The organism is Bacillus sp. FJAT-22090 (genome assembly GCF_007676755.1).
Taxonomy (GTDB): domain Bacteria; phylum Bacillota; class Bacilli; order Bacillales_A; family Planococcaceae; genus Psychrobacillus.
Window position 1 is genome coordinate 263166 of the sequence record NZ_VEBK01000001.1, and the last position, 18005, is coordinate 281170.

At 35.1% G+C, this 18005-nt stretch carries 18 protein-coding genes and 1 riboswitch; of the genes, 5 read left to right on the top strand and 13 right to left on the bottom strand.

Features of this window, described 5'->3' with window-relative positions:
• Positions 1 to 725: 725 nt before the first annotated feature.
• Together fadH and FS486_RS01290 are read right to left on the bottom strand one after the other, a co-directional pair.
• Complete coding sequence (fadH, locus tag FS486_RS01285) at positions 726 to 1493, bottom strand: 2,4-dienoyl-CoA reductase (RefSeq protein ID WP_144509443.1); 768 nt, start codon at positions 1491 to 1493, stop codon at positions 726 to 728.
• Between the two features lie 90 nt (positions 1494 to 1583).
• Entirely contained in the window at positions 1584 to 3641 is a 2058-nt protein-coding gene (locus FS486_RS01290; RefSeq protein ID WP_144509444.1) for a GGDEF domain-containing phosphodiesterase, read from the bottom strand.
• Positions 3642 to 3832: 191 nt separating this feature from the next.
• Here FS486_RS01290 and FS486_RS01295 point away from each other — a divergent pair, with 191 nt between their 5' ends.
• The gene (locus tag FS486_RS01295; protein ID WP_144509445.1) at positions 3833 to 4300 is read left to right on the top strand and encodes a YkyB family protein; all 468 of its coding nucleotides are present in this window, start codon (positions 3833 to 3835) and stop codon (positions 4298 to 4300) included.
• Positions 4301 to 4501: 201 nt separating this feature from the next.
• On the opposite strand, the gene FS486_RS01300 is transcribed toward FS486_RS01295, so the two are convergent.
• From FS486_RS01300 to FS486_RS01330, 7 genes are all read right to left on the bottom strand, one after another.
• Complete coding sequence (locus FS486_RS01300) at positions 4502 to 5407, bottom strand: chemotaxis protein (protein WP_144509446.1); 906 nt, start codon at positions 5405 to 5407, stop codon at positions 4502 to 4504.
• Between the two features lie 66 nt (positions 5408 to 5473).
• A complete protein-coding gene (locus FS486_RS01305) occupies positions 5474 to 6343 on the bottom strand; it encodes an NAD(P)-dependent oxidoreductase (RefSeq protein ID WP_144509447.1) in 870 nt (289 codons plus the stop codon).
• A 142-nt stretch (positions 6344 to 6485) separates the two neighbouring features.
• Positions 6486 to 7730, bottom strand: a complete 1245-nt coding sequence (locus FS486_RS01310) for a DUF4129 domain-containing protein (RefSeq protein WP_144509448.1) — start codon at positions 7728 to 7730, stop codon at positions 6486 to 6488.
• Positions 7723 to 8883: a DUF58 domain-containing protein gene (locus FS486_RS01315; RefSeq protein WP_144509449.1), complete on the bottom strand. Its 1161-nt coding sequence runs from the start codon at positions 8881 to 8883 to the stop codon at positions 7723 to 7725. Before FS486_RS01315 ends, FS486_RS01310 begins: the two co-directional genes overlap by 8 nt.
• Entirely contained in the window at positions 8880 to 9818 is a 939-nt protein-coding gene (locus FS486_RS01320; protein ID WP_144509450.1) for an AAA family ATPase, read from the bottom strand. Before FS486_RS01320 ends, FS486_RS01315 begins: the two co-directional genes overlap by 4 nt.
• Positions 9819 to 9837: 19 nt before the next feature.
• The gene (locus tag FS486_RS01325; RefSeq protein WP_144509451.1) at positions 9838 to 9993 is read right to left on the bottom strand and encodes an aspartyl-phosphate phosphatase Spo0E family protein; all 156 of its coding nucleotides are present in this window, start codon (positions 9991 to 9993) and stop codon (positions 9838 to 9840) included.
• Positions 9994 to 10087: 94 nt separating this feature from the next.
• The gene (locus FS486_RS01330; RefSeq protein WP_144509452.1) at positions 10088 to 10276 is read right to left on the bottom strand and encodes a hypothetical protein; all 189 of its coding nucleotides are present in this window, start codon (positions 10274 to 10276) and stop codon (positions 10088 to 10090) included.
• A 126-nt stretch (positions 10277 to 10402) separates the two neighbouring features.
• Here FS486_RS01330 and FS486_RS01335 point away from each other — a divergent pair, with 126 nt between their 5' ends.
• The 3 genes from FS486_RS01335 (at position 10403) to FS486_RS01345 (ending at position 11959) form a co-directional block, all read left to right on the top strand.
• Positions 10403 to 10591, top strand: coding sequence for a YkvS family protein (locus tag FS486_RS01335; RefSeq protein ID WP_144509687.1), 189 nt, complete (start codon positions 10403 to 10405; stop codon positions 10589 to 10591).
• 96 nt (positions 10592 to 10687) lie between these two features.
• On the top strand, positions 10688 to 11299 hold the full coding sequence (locus FS486_RS01340; RefSeq protein WP_260857988.1) for a CPBP family intramembrane glutamic endopeptidase: 612 nt from the start codon (positions 10688 to 10690) through the stop codon (positions 11297 to 11299).
• Positions 11300 to 11353: 54 nt separating this feature from the next.
• Positions 11354 to 11959: a hypothetical protein gene (locus tag FS486_RS01345; RefSeq protein ID WP_144509454.1), complete on the top strand. Its 606-nt coding sequence runs from the start codon at positions 11354 to 11356 to the stop codon at positions 11957 to 11959.
• A gap of 40 nt (positions 11960 to 11999) precedes the next feature.
• Here FS486_RS01345 and FS486_RS01350 read toward each other — a convergent pair whose 3' ends face one another.
• A complete protein-coding gene (locus tag FS486_RS01350) occupies positions 12000 to 12443 on the bottom strand; it encodes a MarR family winged helix-turn-helix transcriptional regulator (protein ID WP_144509455.1) in 444 nt (147 codons plus the stop codon).
• 75 nt (positions 12444 to 12518) lie between these two features.
• Entirely contained in the window at positions 12519 to 13583 is a 1065-nt protein-coding gene (locus tag FS486_RS01355) for an ATP-binding protein (RefSeq protein WP_186321286.1), read from the bottom strand.
• Between the two features lie 184 nt (positions 13584 to 13767).
• Between FS486_RS01355 and FS486_RS01360 the strand changes: the two genes are divergently transcribed.
• Positions 13768 to 15528 carry a B12-binding domain-containing radical SAM protein gene (locus FS486_RS01360; RefSeq protein WP_144509457.1) on the top strand — a complete coding sequence of 587 codons (1761 nt, stop codon included), beginning with the start codon at positions 13768 to 13770 and terminating at the stop codon, positions 15526 to 15528.
• A 52-nt stretch (positions 15529 to 15580) separates the two neighbouring features.
• On the opposite strand, the gene FS486_RS01365 is transcribed toward FS486_RS01360, so the two are convergent.
• Entirely contained in the window at positions 15581 to 16933 is a 1353-nt protein-coding gene (locus FS486_RS01365; RefSeq protein ID WP_144509458.1) for a TrkH family potassium uptake protein, read from the bottom strand.
• A gap of 94 nt (positions 16934 to 17027) precedes the next feature.
• Positions 17028 to 17810: a TerC family protein gene (locus tag FS486_RS01370; protein WP_144509459.1), complete on the bottom strand. Its 783-nt coding sequence runs from the start codon at positions 17808 to 17810 to the stop codon at positions 17028 to 17030.
• Positions 17809 to 17970: riboswitch (yybP-ykoY riboswitch) on the bottom strand. Its footprint overlaps the gene before it by 2 nt.
• Positions 17971 to 18005 lie beyond the last annotated feature (35 nt).

The window sequence follows — 18005 nt, forward strand, 5'->3', positions numbered from 1 at the left end:
TTTATTATCCATTAAAAGTTAGGAAATGGCTTAGCGAGACCAATTGTCATTTGAAAGCAACCAATTCAACAGGAAACGCAACCAGTTTTAGCGTGAAAGCAACCAAATTGGCAAAGAGCGCAACCAATTCTCCACGGAAAGGCTAGCGGACACTGATTGTCCTGCACTTTACTTGAAGTCTCCCCTTAATTTAAATGGATTAGATCGTCCATTAAAATTTGCGCAACATATCAGACGTTACTCGCAACTTTCTAGACCAGATTTGCAACATTTTGATGGGATGGAACTTTTATGCTTGGATAGCAACAAATTTGCGACACATAATCCTTAACATGTCGGGAAATCATAATCGGCTTTCTCCCAATAAACTTGCTATGTGAATAATTAGTTGCTTTCCTCTGCGATTTGGTTACTAATAGCGATTTTCTGATAACAGACATTTCTTATGAATTTTTTGAAAATCAGTATTGAGGAAGCAAGCCGTTTCCCATTGATTTTCGTAGTAGGCGGCGGCTCCTGCCAAGGCCAACAAGATGTTGGTCACGAAGGCGTTGCCACACGATGTGGCGATCTTATCCTTTGTTCCGCTGTGGGCAAATGAGCCATTCCAACGAACGCGCAAGCGGACGGGAATGGCTCATCGCTCACCCGGCGGAAAGCGTCCGACTGCTGCGAAAATCATAGCGGTCACTCTAAGACGCAGTATCTCCATAATATAAGCTTTATCAAAAAGGATGCTGGTTTAACCATTGACCTCCGTCTAATGTGACAATTTCACCATTCATATAAGACGCTTTTTCAGAAAGGATAAATGTAGCAAGCTCCGCAATTTCCTCAGGTGTTCCAAGTCGACCTAGCGGAACAGACTTCAAAGTTCTTTGTGCTGCTTCCTCCGACTCCCAAAGCTTTCCTGCCCCTCCTGTCCGTTCAATTGGACCTGGAGCAATGGCGTTTACTCGAATACCATACTTACTCCCCCACTCGACAGCAAGTGTTCTTGTCAACGACATGACACCTGCTTTTGCAGCTGCCGAATGGGCTATCTTAGCACCGGCACCCCAAGCATATGTAGCAAGCATATTTAAAATAGCTCCTTTTTCACCCTTGTTGATCCAATAGTTTCCTACTGCATTAGAGCAATAGAAAGATCCATTCAGCACAATATCAATAACTGCTTTCCAGCCATTAGGAGAAAGTTTTTCTGTTTCTACTATAAAATTTCCGGCAGCATTATTCACTAGCCCATCGATTTGACCGTAAGTTTTGTCTGTAAAATCTACCATTGCCTGAACATGCTCTGGATTACGCACATCCATTTGAAAAATAGAAATAGTATTTCCGTAAGCTTCTACTTCTTTTTTAGCAATTTCCAATTTTTCTAAATCACGACCCGTGATTACCACATTTGCTCCTTCTGAAACAAATTTCATCGCCATATGTTTACCCATACCACTTGAACCACCAGTAACAATTATCGTTTTCTCTTTCAACATACCGTAAATCCCCCTTGTCAAATTGAATGAACATTCACTCAATATGTTACCATAATAAAAAAAGAAAAACCGTAAATTTCATAAAGAAATTTACGGTTGAATGTTATCCATATACGATTGATTGATATCATCTATTGGCACTGGACGACTAAAATAATAGCCTTGTGCTTTTTGACAATTTGCAGATTTCAACATTTCAACTTGTTGATCCTTTTCTACACCTTCCGCGATAACTTCCATTCCTAGACTATGCGCTAATTGAATTATTGTAGTAGCGATTGCTGCATTTTTTTCATCTAGTTCCATATCCTTTATAAACGATTGGTCAATTTTAATAATATCAATCGGATATTTTTTCAAGTAACTAAGAGAAGAGTATCCTGTCCCAAAGTCATCTATGGAAATGACTACTCCAATATCCTTCAATTCTTTTAGCATAGTTAACGTATCTTGCATATCCGTCATTGCGCTCTCCGTAATTTCTACTTCTAAAGAACATGGACTAATTCCATATTTATTAATTTTTTCTCGGATATTTACTGCAAAATTCTCCTGTTTGAATTGTTTTGGAGAAATATTTACGGCAATTCGAACTGGTCGATAACCTTTCTTTTGCCAATATGCTAATTGCTTACATACTTCTTCTAAAACCCAATCACCAATTCGCATGATCATCCCTGACTCTTCAGCTAATGGAATAAACTGCATTGGTGAAACGTATCCAAACTTTCTGTTATTCCAACGCAGTAGTGCTTCAAAAGAGTTAATCTCTCCTGTAATTAGATTTACCTGAGGTTGATAATGTATAGAAAGCTCTTCCTTTTCGATTGCTCTTCTTAAATGGGACTCCATCAACGCCTCATTCGGAAAGGATAAATTCATTTCCTCTTGGAAGTAACGATAGTGGGCTCTTCCTCTATCCTTTGCCACGTACAGTGCTTGATCTGCTTTAATAAGTAGTTCATCTAGATTTTTCCCATCAAATGGATACATCGAAATGCCAATAGAAGCCGTTACAAAGTATTCTTGATGATCAAGATAGATTGGTTTGGAAAGTTCGCTTAACATACTTTCCGCAAACAGACTCGTCTCTTCACGCGTTTTACTTTTTAAAATAAAAACGAATTCATCTCCACTTTGTCTATATAAATTACATGACTTATTTATAAATAGACTCAGACGATCTGCTATTTTTTTTAATAATTCATCTCCATAATTATAGCCTAGTGACTCATTTATCAGCTTAAAACGATCTAAATCTATTCGCATGATAGCTATCTCACTACTTGCATTGTTTGCTGCTACTAAAATATCACGTAAATGTTCTTTTAAAGCGCGTCGATTCCATAAACCGGTTAAATGGTCGTGGTAGGCTAAATAATATATTTGTTCCTTTTCCTCTGCGTATGTTGTCATATCTCTAATGACCAAGTGAAACTCTTTTACATTATCCTGCGTATTCACAGGAATTGCTTTTAAGTATATATGTAAATAATGCCCATTGGCATGTCTAAAAAGGCAGTTTTGCATTTCCACTGGGTAACCACTTAATGTTTGCTTCATCATAAGCTGAAAATTTCCCAATGACTTATCCTCAATAAATTGCTCAATTGGTTGTTGTATAAGTTTTTCTAATTCATATCCTAAAACTTTTAGTGCAACTGTATTAGCGTAATGAATTATTCCTTTTTCATCTACTAAAAAAACAGAATCCGTATTATGATCCAGAAGAGATATATATTTTTCTTTTATTTCAATTAATGATTGTTTTTCTTTCGCGGCTTCTGTCTTATTATTGATAGTTATTCCATACACGATATTCGGTCCAGTATGTAAGGAAACGATAGAAACATCCGCTGTAAATGATTTTTTGGGAAAAGTCAGTAGAATATTGTGATAGACCTTTTGTTTTTCTTCTTTAAGCCCCATTATAAGTGAGTGCAATTGATACCAGACTTCTTGTGAAAAAAATTGTTGGGGACTTTGACATGTATTTGTAAAAAAACTTGCCGCAGCCTGATTGGCATACATAACGGAAAACTCATTTTTACTTTCCTGTCTCAATAAAGTAAATAGAAAAGGATTTTCGTCGATTAGTTCACCTAAATAATTATTAATAACAAGTTTCGTTTCTACTGAATTGTTCATGAAATCCTCCAATTTGAATCGCAAAAATAGTTGGTACGATTCAAGTTTCAAATATTACCTCACCTTATTTTATCGACATTATTACTATTTTCTTTAGATAATAATTATATAATCCTTTTTTGATTTGTGTATACAATTTCACCGTAAATTGGTATGATATAGTAAATATAAAACATATAAAGGAGGATCCTATGACAGTCAATACAGAAGAGGAACGAATAGCTACTGCAATTTATACAGTAAATCGTCATGCTAAAACAGCAATTGATAAAAAACCACTTTATCAATTAAAGAAATTAGCTATTGAAAAAATGTTAGAAGAAAACAAAGCGCAAAAGATTGGTCTACATTTTGTTCGTAATCCTAGGAATAGTCAACAGCAATCCTCCGTATTAATACAATGCGCAGACTACTACTTTCATATGATCCCAGTAAAAGAGGACTTTAAACAACTACCGCATCTTGGACATCTAGATGAAACGTATAGAAATCCTATTCGGAAGATGAATTTAAGAATGGCAAAACAGGTACTTGCTGATTTTATTGGTCCTCAATCTACGGTGATGAAACCCCCTAACCAATCTACGGTGTACACACAAAAATTTGCAAGACCATCAAATCGAAAAAAACAAACAATGAAATCTTATTTGGATTTATAAAGGAGTACCATAAAAACTGGGACGAGAAGCGGCAAGTTCTTCTCGTCCCTATTTTTATGGCAAGCTGCTGCTATATATAGCCTCTACTCTACACCTTCCTTTAGTTACTACTCTCTTCCCTTTAAGTAGATTTCTTATCTTAAAAAAATAAGGCTGCCCTTAAAAGTCATTTTCTGTGACTTTTGGGACAGCCCCTAGTTTTTAAAGAATAAATTGATCAATTTTTAATACTAATTCTGCTATTTCCGGTTTGCTTATTTGATCTTCCGCTCCTACTTGGTCGCCTTTATGTCGAAGATCGTCAGTAATTAAACTAGAGAAAATAAGTACAGGTAACTTTGATAAAAAGTTATTTTCTTTAATTCTTCTCGTTAATGCATGTCCATCCATTTGTGGCATTTCAATATCAGTCACAACAATTTGAACATGTTCTGCAACATCAGGAGAAACTTTTTCTAAGCTCTCTAAATAGCCTAGTGCGTCTTTTCCATTTTCAAAAAACTCTAGATTAACGTAGCCTGCTTCGTTTAAAGTATCATGTAATAACTTGCGAAGTAAAGGTGAATCTTCGGCTACCACTACTTTTTTATTTGAGCGTTCACGCTCACCAAGTTTTTTTACGGAATCCACATTTATCCCTGATTCCGGATTGATATCTACAATGATTCGTTCGTAGTCTAATAATAATACCATTTCATTTTCTCGTTTTATGACACCGATTACATGCGAGGTACCGCCTTGATAAATATCACTTGGTTTTTCAATTTGTTCCCATGAGATACGATGAATTTGTGTCACATTATCTACATGAAAAACGACTCTTTGTTTGTTAAATTCCGCTACGATATATTTTTCCTGTTCACTTTTATTTCCTTCAGGAATTCCAAGTACCTTCGACATATTCACTACGGGAAGGACTTCTCCTCGCAACTGCACAATACCTTCAACATGTGGGTGTGCATGTGGGATAAAAGTTACTGGAATGGGTTGGATTATTTCTTTTACTTTAATTACATTAATACCAAATTTGTTTGAGCCTACTTGAAACTCTACTATTTCTAATTCATTTGTTCCACTTTCAAGTAAAATCCCTTTATGATCATTCATATGAAACATCCTTTCTAGTAACACTTTCATACCGATTGTAGCATATAGTAGTTAAAACTTCCTATATCATTCGTACGATTTTATAAGTGCTTGGGTACCATTGTTTTCATATCCTTTAGCCACCAGTTCATCATACATCGATTTGGCAAGCTGTAGACCCGGTAGATGCAAGTCCATCTTTTCCGCTTCTTCTAGCGCTATTTTCATATCTTTAACAAAATGTTTAATATAAAAACCGGGTTCATAGTTTTCAGCAATCATGCGAGGAGCCAGATTACTTAATGACCAAGAACCGGCAGCACCGGTTGCGATGGAACCTAAAACTTGTTCTAAATCTAACCCTGCTTTTCTACCGTATGCTAGTGCTTCACATACTCCAATCATTCCTGTGGCAATCGTAATTTGATTGCACATTTTCGTATGTTGACCAGCCCCGGCAGATCCTTGATATAAAATGTTTTCCCCAAAAAGGTTTAAAATAGGCATTACTCGATCGAATGTTTCTTTGTCTCCACCACACATGATGGAAAGTTTCCCCGATTGCGCTCCGATATCTCCTCCAGAAACTGGTGCATCCAAAGAATGCATTCCTTTTTCCTTTGCTGCACTGTCTATTTGTTTTGCAAGAGTCGGTGTGGATGTTGTCATATCGATAACTACTAGTCCTTTATTATCGGCTTCGAAAATACCGTTAGCACCAAAGTATATCTCTTCCACATCGTGTGGATAGCCCACCATTGTAAAAACTATTTGAGTTCCGCTAGCCACCTCACTTGCATGCTTTACCCAAGTAGCTCCTATAGATATAAGTTCTTCTGCTTTTTCTTTTGTTCTCGTATAAATAACTACTTCATGACCAGCAGTTAATAAATGTTTTATCAAACTTTTTCCCATTACACCCGTACCGATAAATCCAACTTTTAAACGTTCTGTCATGTTATTTCCCCCAAATAGTTTTTTTAATACTTCTAGTGTACCAAAAAAAGAGGACCATCCAAATTATTTTTGGATGGTCCTTAAAAAGGGGGAAATGAGAATGTTGCTGTGTTCTTTATTAATATGCCCGTTTCCCCTGTTTTTAAACCTCTTTTTTTAAAAATTTTTCTTCTTTTATTTTTTCTAGACTTTTTATAAATAATTCTGCTTTTTCTGAGCTAATGGATCTGCCACCATATCTAACTTCCTCGTAAATTTCAAAAAATTCGTTTTCTACTTGCCATTCCATTCTTTTAAACCACTCTCTAGCCGTTTCACTTTTATTTCTTTCCAATTCATAAGCATGCGCTTCTAGTTCAAATTGGGCATATTTTTCACGCAAAATAGAAGTCTCAACTTGATACAATGAATATATTGGTTTCTTTTGTTCTTCTTCCTCGCTCATTTGCTCGTTTTCATAATGAATGTCGTTATGCTTTATTTCTATTTTTTCTGGTCTATTTTTTAACAAATAGTGAAGAACGACTATAATAACAATAATAGCTATCCCTAATAAGATCCACTCTACCGGAAAGTTCGTGGCAAGCCCTTCGGTAGTGGACTCTTTCGGTTCTAACGTATCTTGCTGTCCGATAGGTATTCGTTCTCGTTCTCCTTCTTCCATTTGTCTTATTTCCATTCCATCTAAAACCTTTTCTAGATAATTGATTAAAGGGCGTAAAGGTACGAGCAATATACGGACTAACCCTCCTAACAAAAATTCTAATATTCCACGTATAAAAGGTGCAATGAAATATATAGTAATGGATAAACTGACTACAATAGCCATAATAGCAGCATAAATACGGAGAACTTTAGTCTTTGTTAAGGAATTATGCTTGTCCAAACCCGTCGTCACAGTGAAAAACCGAATGCCAAAAAACAGAGCTATTCCTGTTAATAATATTGTATAAAGTATTATACGGTATCCTTCATAACCTAAGACAAAACTAATAAAATGTGCTCCTAGAAATACTCCCAAAAATAATAGCGTAAAACCACTGTCCATAGTTTGCTCTTCTTGAAGCGTATTGAACCTTACTTGCATACGCCATATAGAAAAAATAGAAGCTAATCCAAATAACCAAAAAGGGGCTCCAAACACAAACAGTAATAACAGAATCAGTGGGGGTATAATAAATGGCACTGCCCTACTTGGTCCAGTTTTTCTAAAAATTAAGAAGGCGGTAAGTGCAATTACCATTTGTAAAAGTAGCCAAATAAGCGGTAAGTTCACAGTCGTTTGATTGTATATTAATACAAAAACCAATGCAATCAACCATATATCCTGCAAATAATTTCCAAACGATTGACTTTGAATATTAATAGTGCGGGTCGAATTATCCATTATAATCCTCCCTCCTATTAATATTCGCTTCATATATAACATTTGTACGTTTTTCCCATTTACTAATCGCTGGCACGTACTGCTCCAAATCATGAGTCATAACGTATACGGCAACAGGTAGCTCCAAGTTAGAATCAATGTAAAAAATCATCTGATTAAATGGTATTAAACTATCCGTTTTGGATAATATAGATAAAAGCGATAAAGCTTGTATCCGGTGTATATCTCCGCTTCCCATCGGCAAATATACAAGTGGATACTTCCCGAATGTACGGACATTGATCATAAAAGAATAGGGAATATCTTTTTTATAACAAGCTTCTATATGAGAAGCTAGCCATTCAATTTTTTCTTCAAAGTCAGCTACTACTCCGTAATACTTTTTCACGTTTAACACAAATAGGACAGAGACATCCGCCACTTTTGTAAATACTTTTGTCTGTAGCTCTTGTGTTTTAGCACTAGCCTTCCAGTGAATATGATGAAATTGATCACCTAGTTCGTATTGTCTTGTTCCAACTGGAAAAAAAGGGTCATCATACAAAGAAGAATTTAATTCCAAGTATCCTTGCTTTAGTCTAGATGGGAGAAGTTCCTCATCAATCGGATAAATTTGCGGAAAAACAATCGCTTCCATTAGTATAAAAGGTTTAAAGTCAAGCTGCACAGAGCCTTCTGTGAAAGGATGTGGAATTTGAATCTCCATTTTTTTTATCCTAGCTAGGCCTCTTTGAACCCCTTTAATGGGAATCTTTATAGTCACTTTCTTTTTATAACCTATAGAAAATGGTACTTTTACTTCATAAAATCCCGTATGTGCTATGTCGGTGATTCCATTAGGAGCTATAGGAGTTTGAAAAGATATTATTAAATTACCATTCCAAATAGGCAGCCCTTCATTTTGAAAACTAAACAATAAATTAGACGTCGAATCTTTTATTAAACGAATTCTCTTTTTTTCATTTATAAACTCCAACTTGTTACCGACTCTTTGATAATAGTAAGTATGCAAAATAGCTATAAATAATAGAAAAGAAAGCAGCGATAATAGAAAGTATTGTTTTAATAAGAAACTAATACAAATAGAAATAACTAAAATCTGTATGTAATTTTTCGTATAATTCATTCCAATATCTTGACGTTTCCAATTCATTGAACATTTGCCTCAACAGGCGCTTCAATCATACTTAAAAGCTCGTTCATAACTTCCGATAAATCATGTATTAACATTCCTTCTGACGAAAGTTTCATCCGGTGAAGACATACTGGTTCCACAACTTTTTTCACATCATCTGGAGTCACAAAATGCCTTCCATTTATAAATGCACTTGCTTTAGAAGCTTGTAACAAAGCAAGTGTTGCTCGGCTACTCAATCCCAATTCTATGTATGGATGATTTCTTGTGTTATGAACAATTTGAATAATGTAAGTCAAAATATCTTCATGCACTGTGATGTCTTTTACTTGCTCCGACCATTGTTGAATTTGTTCCAAAGTCGCTACTTTTTTCGATTTTACCTCTCCTGGTGATCGGCCGAATTGTTGTAAAATGATTCTTTCTTCTTCTATAGAAGGATAACCAATTGATAATTTAAACAAAAAGCGATCTAATTGTGCAGCTGGTAATGGAAATGTTCCTTGTTGCGATTCAATGGGATTTTGTGTCGCAATAACCATAAAAGGCGATGGCAGCTTAATCGTTTCCCCATCTATTGATACTTGTTTTTCCTCCATCGCTTCTAATAAACTGGATTGCGTTCTTGGCGTTGCCCGATTTATTTCATCAGCTAGCAATATATTACTCATTACTGGACCAGTTCGAAGAATAAATGCTTGTTGTTGAGGATGAAAGAAACTTATACCTGTTACATCTGAAGGTAAAACATCCGGTGTAAATTGCAGACGTTTAAATTCTCCTTGTATCGCTTCTGCAAAGGCTTTAGCCATCATTGTTTTACCCGAACCCGGAACACTTTCCAACAGAACATGCCCTTCCACTAATAACCCCATAAGCATAAAGTCAATTTCTTTTTCTCGACCAACAATCGCATTGTTTAACTCTTTTTGTAATAGCTTTATACTGTGCATATACACTTCTCCCTATTTGCTATTTTAAATTTTTCATTGATTGATATTCATTTAATAATCGATCCAATTCTTTACTAAGTTCAATCGTTTCTTGATGGGAAACACCTTTTTCATTTGCCGCTAAGACCATTTTCTCTCTTGTACTTTCCATTTGCATTAAAATTGACTTTTCCATGTAAAATTAACCCCTTTACAAAATGTATATTTTTATCACTATACCTTTTGCACACGAAAAACAAACTCATAATCTTCCGACAATTAACGACAATTCAACTTCTAGCAATTTGTGAATAAGTATATATTATTTTCCCGCCTTGCATGGCTGTGCCGGAAAAATGTTTAAAATCTTCTCTTTTTACTAATAGTTCTCGAAAAGCTAAAAAATCTTCTTTGGAAATTTCCAGCATTTCTATGTCACCGTTTTGTAACATATTTAGTTTTTCTTCAAATGAATTCATAAGAATCATTCCTTTCTGGCCCTAAATGGTGTATAATTCACATACTTTTGGTTAAAATACTTTACGTAATCCACTTTTTAGGGCAAACTGTATTGTAGTAAGTTCTAAAAGGGGATGGAACAATCTATGAAAATAGCTGAAGTTGGTAATATTGTCGAGTTTAAAGATGGTCTACAAGGCATTGTCGAGAAAGTTAATGAGAACTCTGTAATAGTCAATCTGACGTTCATGGAGAACTTTGATGAGCTAGAAATGGAAGAAAAAACTGTGATTAATCACAAGCGTTATAAAATATTATATAGTAATGAAGATTAAACGTCATGCCGTTCCTCTCATTCAGAAGAACGGCATTTAACTTTTTAAGGCAGTTATTGCCAAGACGTTTGGAAAAATAGTTAGGATGTGCTTTTTATGTTTCGTCAAATACCAGTTACACGATTAATTCTATCCCTTATATTCGCTTATGCCTTTTCATGGCTAACCTTTTCAAATGACAAAGTATTTTGGTATTTTTATACGTTCACGGTCTTATTCCTTATGTCAACTGCTTATTTTTACGCTAAAATAGAAGATGAACTAAAGACAATTCATTATCTCATACTTAGTATAGCTTACGGAGCACTTATGTATGCTCTTTTACTTATAGGTTATAAACTAATTGACGTTACCCCTTTTACGTCGACCAAAAGTATTCATGTTTTTGCGAAAAAGTTTGGACCGACATCGATATGGCATTACTTATTGCTTCTATTTATCATAGCGCCAGGAGAAGAACTTTTTTGGAGAGGCTATATACAACAACAATTAAAGAAATATCTCTCACCGGTATATGCCATCATACTAGGAGCAGCACTATTTAGTTTTTCATTTGTTTTTAGTGGATTTTGGTTAGGTATATTAGCAGCTTTCGTTGTAGGCCTAATTTTAGGCTTTTTATACGATTGGAAGAAAAGTATGCCCCTTATCATTTTATCGCATATCACAATGCTAGTACTACTATTCCTTCTAATACCATTTACTTGAAGTTGAAACATTATTGCCATTAGCACGTCTATTTAATAAAGGAGCTGAATACTATTGAAAAAATTAAATTTTCTAGTTTCCATTTTATTACTAACATTCCTACTTGGAGCTTGTGGAACTGACAATGACAATGCAAATCCATCAACAACTACTGATGATTCTGTAAACACCGAGACAACCAATCAAGCAGAAGGGGAAACAGAAAGTGTTACCTACCCTAAAGAAGAGCTAAAAGGTACAGCTACAGAAAGCGAAACACAAGGATATACTATTACTGTAATAGACGGCTTCGAACTAACTGCCGAGGAGCCAAATAAAGATTTATTGTTCAATCAGGAAAATGATTTACAATCTATGCGAATTGAGACTTTCAGTAAAGACGAAGCTAATTTGGAAGACACTACAAAAAATTTAGTCGATACGCTGCAAGCTTCCAATGATAATGAGACAGTAGTAGAGTTAGAAGAACAAGAACAAATTCCTTCTAGTGAATCTATTAAAAATGTGAAAGCTTATCAAATAAACACACCAGATGGAATAGTATATGGCTATACATTTGAAAATGAAGGTTTAGTTGTAAAACTTACTGTATTTGATACAAATGAATCTCCTGCTATCAAGCAATTTGTCGATATGGCATCAACCATACACGAAAAATAAAAACTTCGAGCCTGTATACAGGCTCGAAGTTTTTATTTTTCTAGGAAAGTTTTTTTATAGATAATCCTAATTTTTTTATAAGCTCTATTACATGTACCTTCTCTTCTTCGGATAACACATTCATTAATTGGATCAATTGCTGCTCGTGACGTGGAAAAAGTTCGTCCATGAACGCACTACCATCTTTTGTAATCTCCGCATATGTAACACGTCGGTCCGTATCGCTAGAAACTCGGTTTATATAACCTCGTCCTTCTAATTTATCAACTACGTAGGTAATTGAACCACTAGCCAACAAAATCTTATTGCCGATTTGTTGAAGAGGTTGTTTCCCTTTGTGATATAGAAGTTCTAAAACTGCAAATTCTGTCGGGTTCAAACCATTTTCTTGGAAAAATTGATTCGTACATTCATGAATTACTTTATGTGCACGAGACAATACAACAAATAACTTTAGAGCATTGTTCGACGATTCGTTTGTCATTCTAGTCATCCTCACCTATAAAATAGACATTAACTATCATTATATAGGCTATCCTATAATCTTGTCAAAATAGCGTTAGAATCTATTTTCTTGGGGAAGTATAAATGTAAAGGTAGTACCGACTCCTACTTTGCTTTCTACTCTTATTGTGCCTCCATGAGATTCGATAACTTTGTAGATATGAGATAAACCAAGGCCTGTCCCACCAGATTTTGTTGTAAAAAACGGATCAAATATCTTATCTAATTGCTCCTCTGCAATTCCCTGTCCTTGGTCCTTCAGTTCGACGCAGACATCATTTTGCTCCGTATTAGAAATAGTTATCTGAATCTTACCACCATTCGGCATTGCTTCAATGGCATTTTTAATTGAATTCATAAAGACCTGCTTCACAAGATTTTTATCCCCTAAAATTTTGCATGTGCTGTCTATCTTTAGAGAAACGATTATTTCTATATTTTGCATGAGAGCCTGGGGTGCCATAAAATTGACTACCTCGAGCATGAGATCTTTAATTTCAAAATAATCCACTTTGTTATTGGTCGGTTTCGAAACTTCCAGAAACTCCGTTAAAATTTCTTCCATTCGTTTTATTTCATCATTTATAACTGCTAAATACCTTTTTCCGTCCTCATTTGCCGTTTGGTATAATAATTGGGTAAATCCTTTTAGTGAGGTCATGGGGTTTCGAATTTCGTGGGCAATGCTTGCAGCTAATTGGCCAATTGTGCTAAGTGATTCCGTATGATTTAATCGTTTTTTCATATGCATTTTTTCAGATTCATCATGAAGTTCAGTAAGATAGACATTTGTATCTTCCTGTTTGGATACTTTAATATGAATATATTTTAAAACACCCATAAAAGTATTCATTTCACTGAATAACTCGGATTTTCCCGATCGAAGCAGTTTGTTGAAAAATTCTTTTTTGCTTTCAAAGGGTGCTGTGAACATCTCCAATATCGTGACGGCACTAGTTCCGACTATTTTATCTCTATCTATTTGTAATATTTCTTCCGTTTGGGAATTCACATCTAAGATTATACCTTTTTCATCAATAAAAAGAAGACCATTCGAAAATAGCTGAAATATGTGTTCAAACTTCTGCTTATATTCATACTCAACTGGCACAGACTTCACCAAACCTCTCATTGCGAATGAATTTATATGAATAATTAATACTATAATAATTATATAATTATAAATGTGAGTTAATTCTGATTATTCCACATCATTCCCTATATTGATATGGTACATTTTTCCTATATTGTCGACATTCCTATTCGCTGATACAATAGTTATACAAAAGAAGGAGTCATTGATAATGAACATAATATTAACCACATTGAATGCGAAATTCATTCATACAAATTTAGCACTACGCTGCTTAAAAGCATATGCAGAACCAGATTATTCCCCCCTTTTAGTCGAATATACGATTAAAGATCCTACATTCAATATAGTAGCTGACCTTTATCAGAAAAAACCTAATATAGTTGGATTTAGCTGCTATATATGGAATATTGAAGAAACCATTAAAGTTATTAAAATGTTAAAAACGGTAGATCCCTCTATTACCATTATTTTAGGTGGCCCCGAAGTTTCTTACGATACAAATGTTTGGCTTCGACAAGTGAAAGAGATCGACTATATAGTAGTAGGAGAAGGAGAACATTCGTTTAAAGAGTTGTTAAACTTCTTGCATGACAAACAAGCATTAAATGATGTTCCTGGAGTAGCATATGTTCAAGACGACAAATTTATGCTAAATCCGCTACCACCAAAATTAGATTTACGAGAATCTCCTTCCCCTTATCGATTTGCAGAAGATGTTCCAAACCTATCCAAGCGAATTGTTTATATCGAAACGAGTAGGGGTTGTCCGTTTTCATGTCAATTTTGCCTATCTTCTATAGAAGTTGGGGTTCGATATTTTAACCGGGATAAAGTAAAAAATGATATTCGCTTCCTAATGGATAATGGTGCAAAAACGATTAAATTTGTCGATAGAACTTTCAATATTAGCCGAAGCTACGCAATGGAAATGTTCCAATTTTTAATTGATGAGCATTTGCCGGGGGTTGTTTTTCAATTCGAGATTACCGCAGACATTATGCGTCCTGAAGTTATTCAATTTTTAAACGATCACGCACCTGCTGGTTTATTTCGTTTTGAAATTGGAGTCCAGTCCACTAATGATTTAACAAATGAATTGGTGAAACGTAGACAAAATTTCGAGAAGCTTAAACGGACAGTTACAATGGTTAAAAGTGGTGGAAAGATTGACCAGCATCTAGATTTAATTGCCGGTTTACCAGAAGAAGATTATGACTCGTTTCGCAATACTTTTAACGAAGTATTTGAAATGCGTCCTGAGGAATTACAACTTGGATTTTTAAAATTACTTCGCGGAACCGGGTTACGTGTGGAAGCTGAAAAATATGGCTATGTATATGTTGATCAGGCCCCATATGAAATTTTCTCCAATAATGTTTTAACTTTTAATGATATTCTTCGTATTAAGCAAGTGGAAGATGTATTAGAAAAATATTGGAATGCACACCGAATGGATAACACACTTGAATATTTATTCGCCCATGTATTTGAGACTCCATTCGATTTCTTTCAACAATTCGGTACATTCTGGGAAGATAGAAATTGGTCAAAAATTGGCCATCAACTAGAAGATTTATATACTCGCTTATATTCCTTTTTAATGGGAATAGACAATATTTCTTTGCCAACTATACAAAGCGTCATGAAATTAGATTATTTGGCTAGACAAAAGTTTCAACCAAGAAAACCTTGGTGGGAGAATGATATGGATAAAGAAGTGCAATCGGCATTATATAAACAACTTGTAGAAAATCCATCGATTGCTGGGGAAGAATTTGTTTCGCATCAGTTAAATGAACGTGAACTATATAAGCAGACATTTATAACGCCTATTTCTATTTGTTTAGATGCTTATAAAGATGGAATTATTAAAGAAAAAGAAGGTTATTTACTGTCTACATTTGGAAAAGGTTCATCTCCTCAATTTTCATTCATAGAAAAAAAAGAGGAAATAATAGACGTTTTATAAAATAGTAAGAGGGGTTAGAAGCGGCATTGCCACTTCTAACCCCTCTTCTTGATTAACCAATTATTACTCGCTCTTTCGGATAGCGATATTTTGTTTTATTGCTCTTTCCACCTAACGTAAAGAGGAAGGAAAGTAAGCCTACACGACCGATAAACATGAGAATCATTATTGTTACTTTTCCTATACTAGACAAATCACCTGTAATTCCTAAAGACATTCCACATGTTCCGAAAGCAGAACTGATTTCAAATACTAATGATGTAATTGGTATATCTGGTTCTGTCACAGTTAGTAAGATAGTAGCTGCAAAGACCATTATCAACGCAATAATAATTACAGCGAACGCTCGAAAAACATCAATTAAATGAATTTCACGATTGAAAACCTGAATATTGTCCTTTCCTCTAGAAAAGTTAATCAAAAACAGAAGGGCAATCGCGAAAGTCGTTGTTCGTATTCCTCCACCAACCGAACTGGGAGAGGCGCCTATAAACATTAACACACTCATCAAGAAATCCGTTCCTTCATTAAAAAGTGTTACATCTATCGTCGTCAGACCAGCAGATCTTGTTGAAACAGAGTGAAAAAACGCAGTAAAAAACTTTTCGTGCCACGGCATATCTTTAAGGGAGTGAAACATTTCAAGTAAAAAAATCATTACTGTTCCTATCACTAGAAGAATTCCGTATGTAATAGTCGTTAATTTCGTAAATAAAGAAAAACGAAAATTTTTATTTCTATTTTTTAAAAACTCCTTTACCTCTATCAATACGGGGAATCCAATAGCACCAAAAACAATTAAAAAACTTGTAATAATTTGAATGAAATAATCCTTATGATACGGGACAAGTGATTGTCCGGTAATATCAAATCCAGCGTTTGTAGTCGCGGATACAGATGTAAAAATGCCTTGGATAATTGCTTGCTTAAATGAATCGTAGTACTGGGTAAAATATAATGCTAATAAAATAGCACCAATAATTTGTATAAACAACAGAATTTTTATAATTTCTCTTATTAGGTGAACGACTCCCGACATAGTCGACTGATTATGGTCGACCATAATCAGTTGCCTTTCCCGTAATCCAATCTTTTTACCAGATAGAAGCCATATAAACGTACCTAATGACATTATCCCAATTCCACCAAGTTGTAAAATGAGAACAATCATAACATATCCGAACACGCTATAAGTTTCTGAAATATTAATGGTTGTAAGTCCCGTAACACTGACCGCACTTACAGCTGTAAATAAACTGTCTATGAAATCTACCTCAACTCCTGGCTTATGAACACCTGGTAAGCATAAGAGGATGACCGAAACAGCAATAGCGATAAAATAATAGGTTACGATGGCTTGTGCGGGAGTAAATTTAGTTTTTGATTTTAGTTGTGGTCGTTTCATACATGTTAGTTCCTTTCAGTAAATCCTGTTAACTCATTGTAAAAAAAAAAAGCATAAAAAGATAGCTTTAAACCATCTTTTTATGCTTCATCTATTATTTTCCTTCTTGAACGTTTTTATTTTTTACAACGCCTAGCAAATAACCACCAACCGCAATTACAAATAATACAGTCCAGAATATAATACTCCAAGGTGTCGAATGTGGGAAATGCTCATCTAATACGCCTACTCCCGGATGGGAAAGTGTTAATACAGCAAGTTTAACCCCTACCCAACCAACGATTAAAAACGCTGCTGTTTCAAGAGTTGGATATTTTTCTAATAATTGAACAAACTTATGGGCAGCAAATCGCATGATGACAAGTCCTATCACTCCACCTAAAAACATTACCGAGAATTGCCCAGCATTAATGCCACCAATATCAAACTCACTTATATGAGGTAATGTAACGGCAATCGCAACAGCCGCAAGCATTGAATCAATTGCAAAGGCAATATCCGCTAATTCTACTTTTAATACTGTCATCCAGAAACCAGATCCTTTTCCTTTCCCATCGGTCTCCGCTGCTTCTGTCGACTCATCTCCACCACTTTTGCGCTGGTCATAAATATGTTTCACAGAGATGAATAATAAGTACGCTGCACCTATTGCCTGCACTTGCCAAATATTCACCAAGAAAGTAATCATGAATAACGCTAAAAACCTAAAAACAAACGCTCCTACTAATCCGTAAAACAATGCCTTTTTCTGTTTATCCTTCGGTAAATGTTTTACCATTACAGCCATTACGACTGCATTATCGGCCGCAAGTAACCCCTCTAACCCTACTAACACTAATAATACCCAACCATACTCCAACAATATTGCCGTATCCATCAATATCCTCCTTTTTTTGCAAACAAAAAGACCCCTGCCTTAAAAAAGGCAAAGGTCTTGCTAAGCAAAATTAATAATTGCTATCATAACCGATGGCAAAAGCCATGTAATGACGACTATGAAATAGGTTTCCCTATAGCTACTCCCCTTTGACAAACGTCAAAAGTCTATTTGATTAATATTAAGTATACTGTA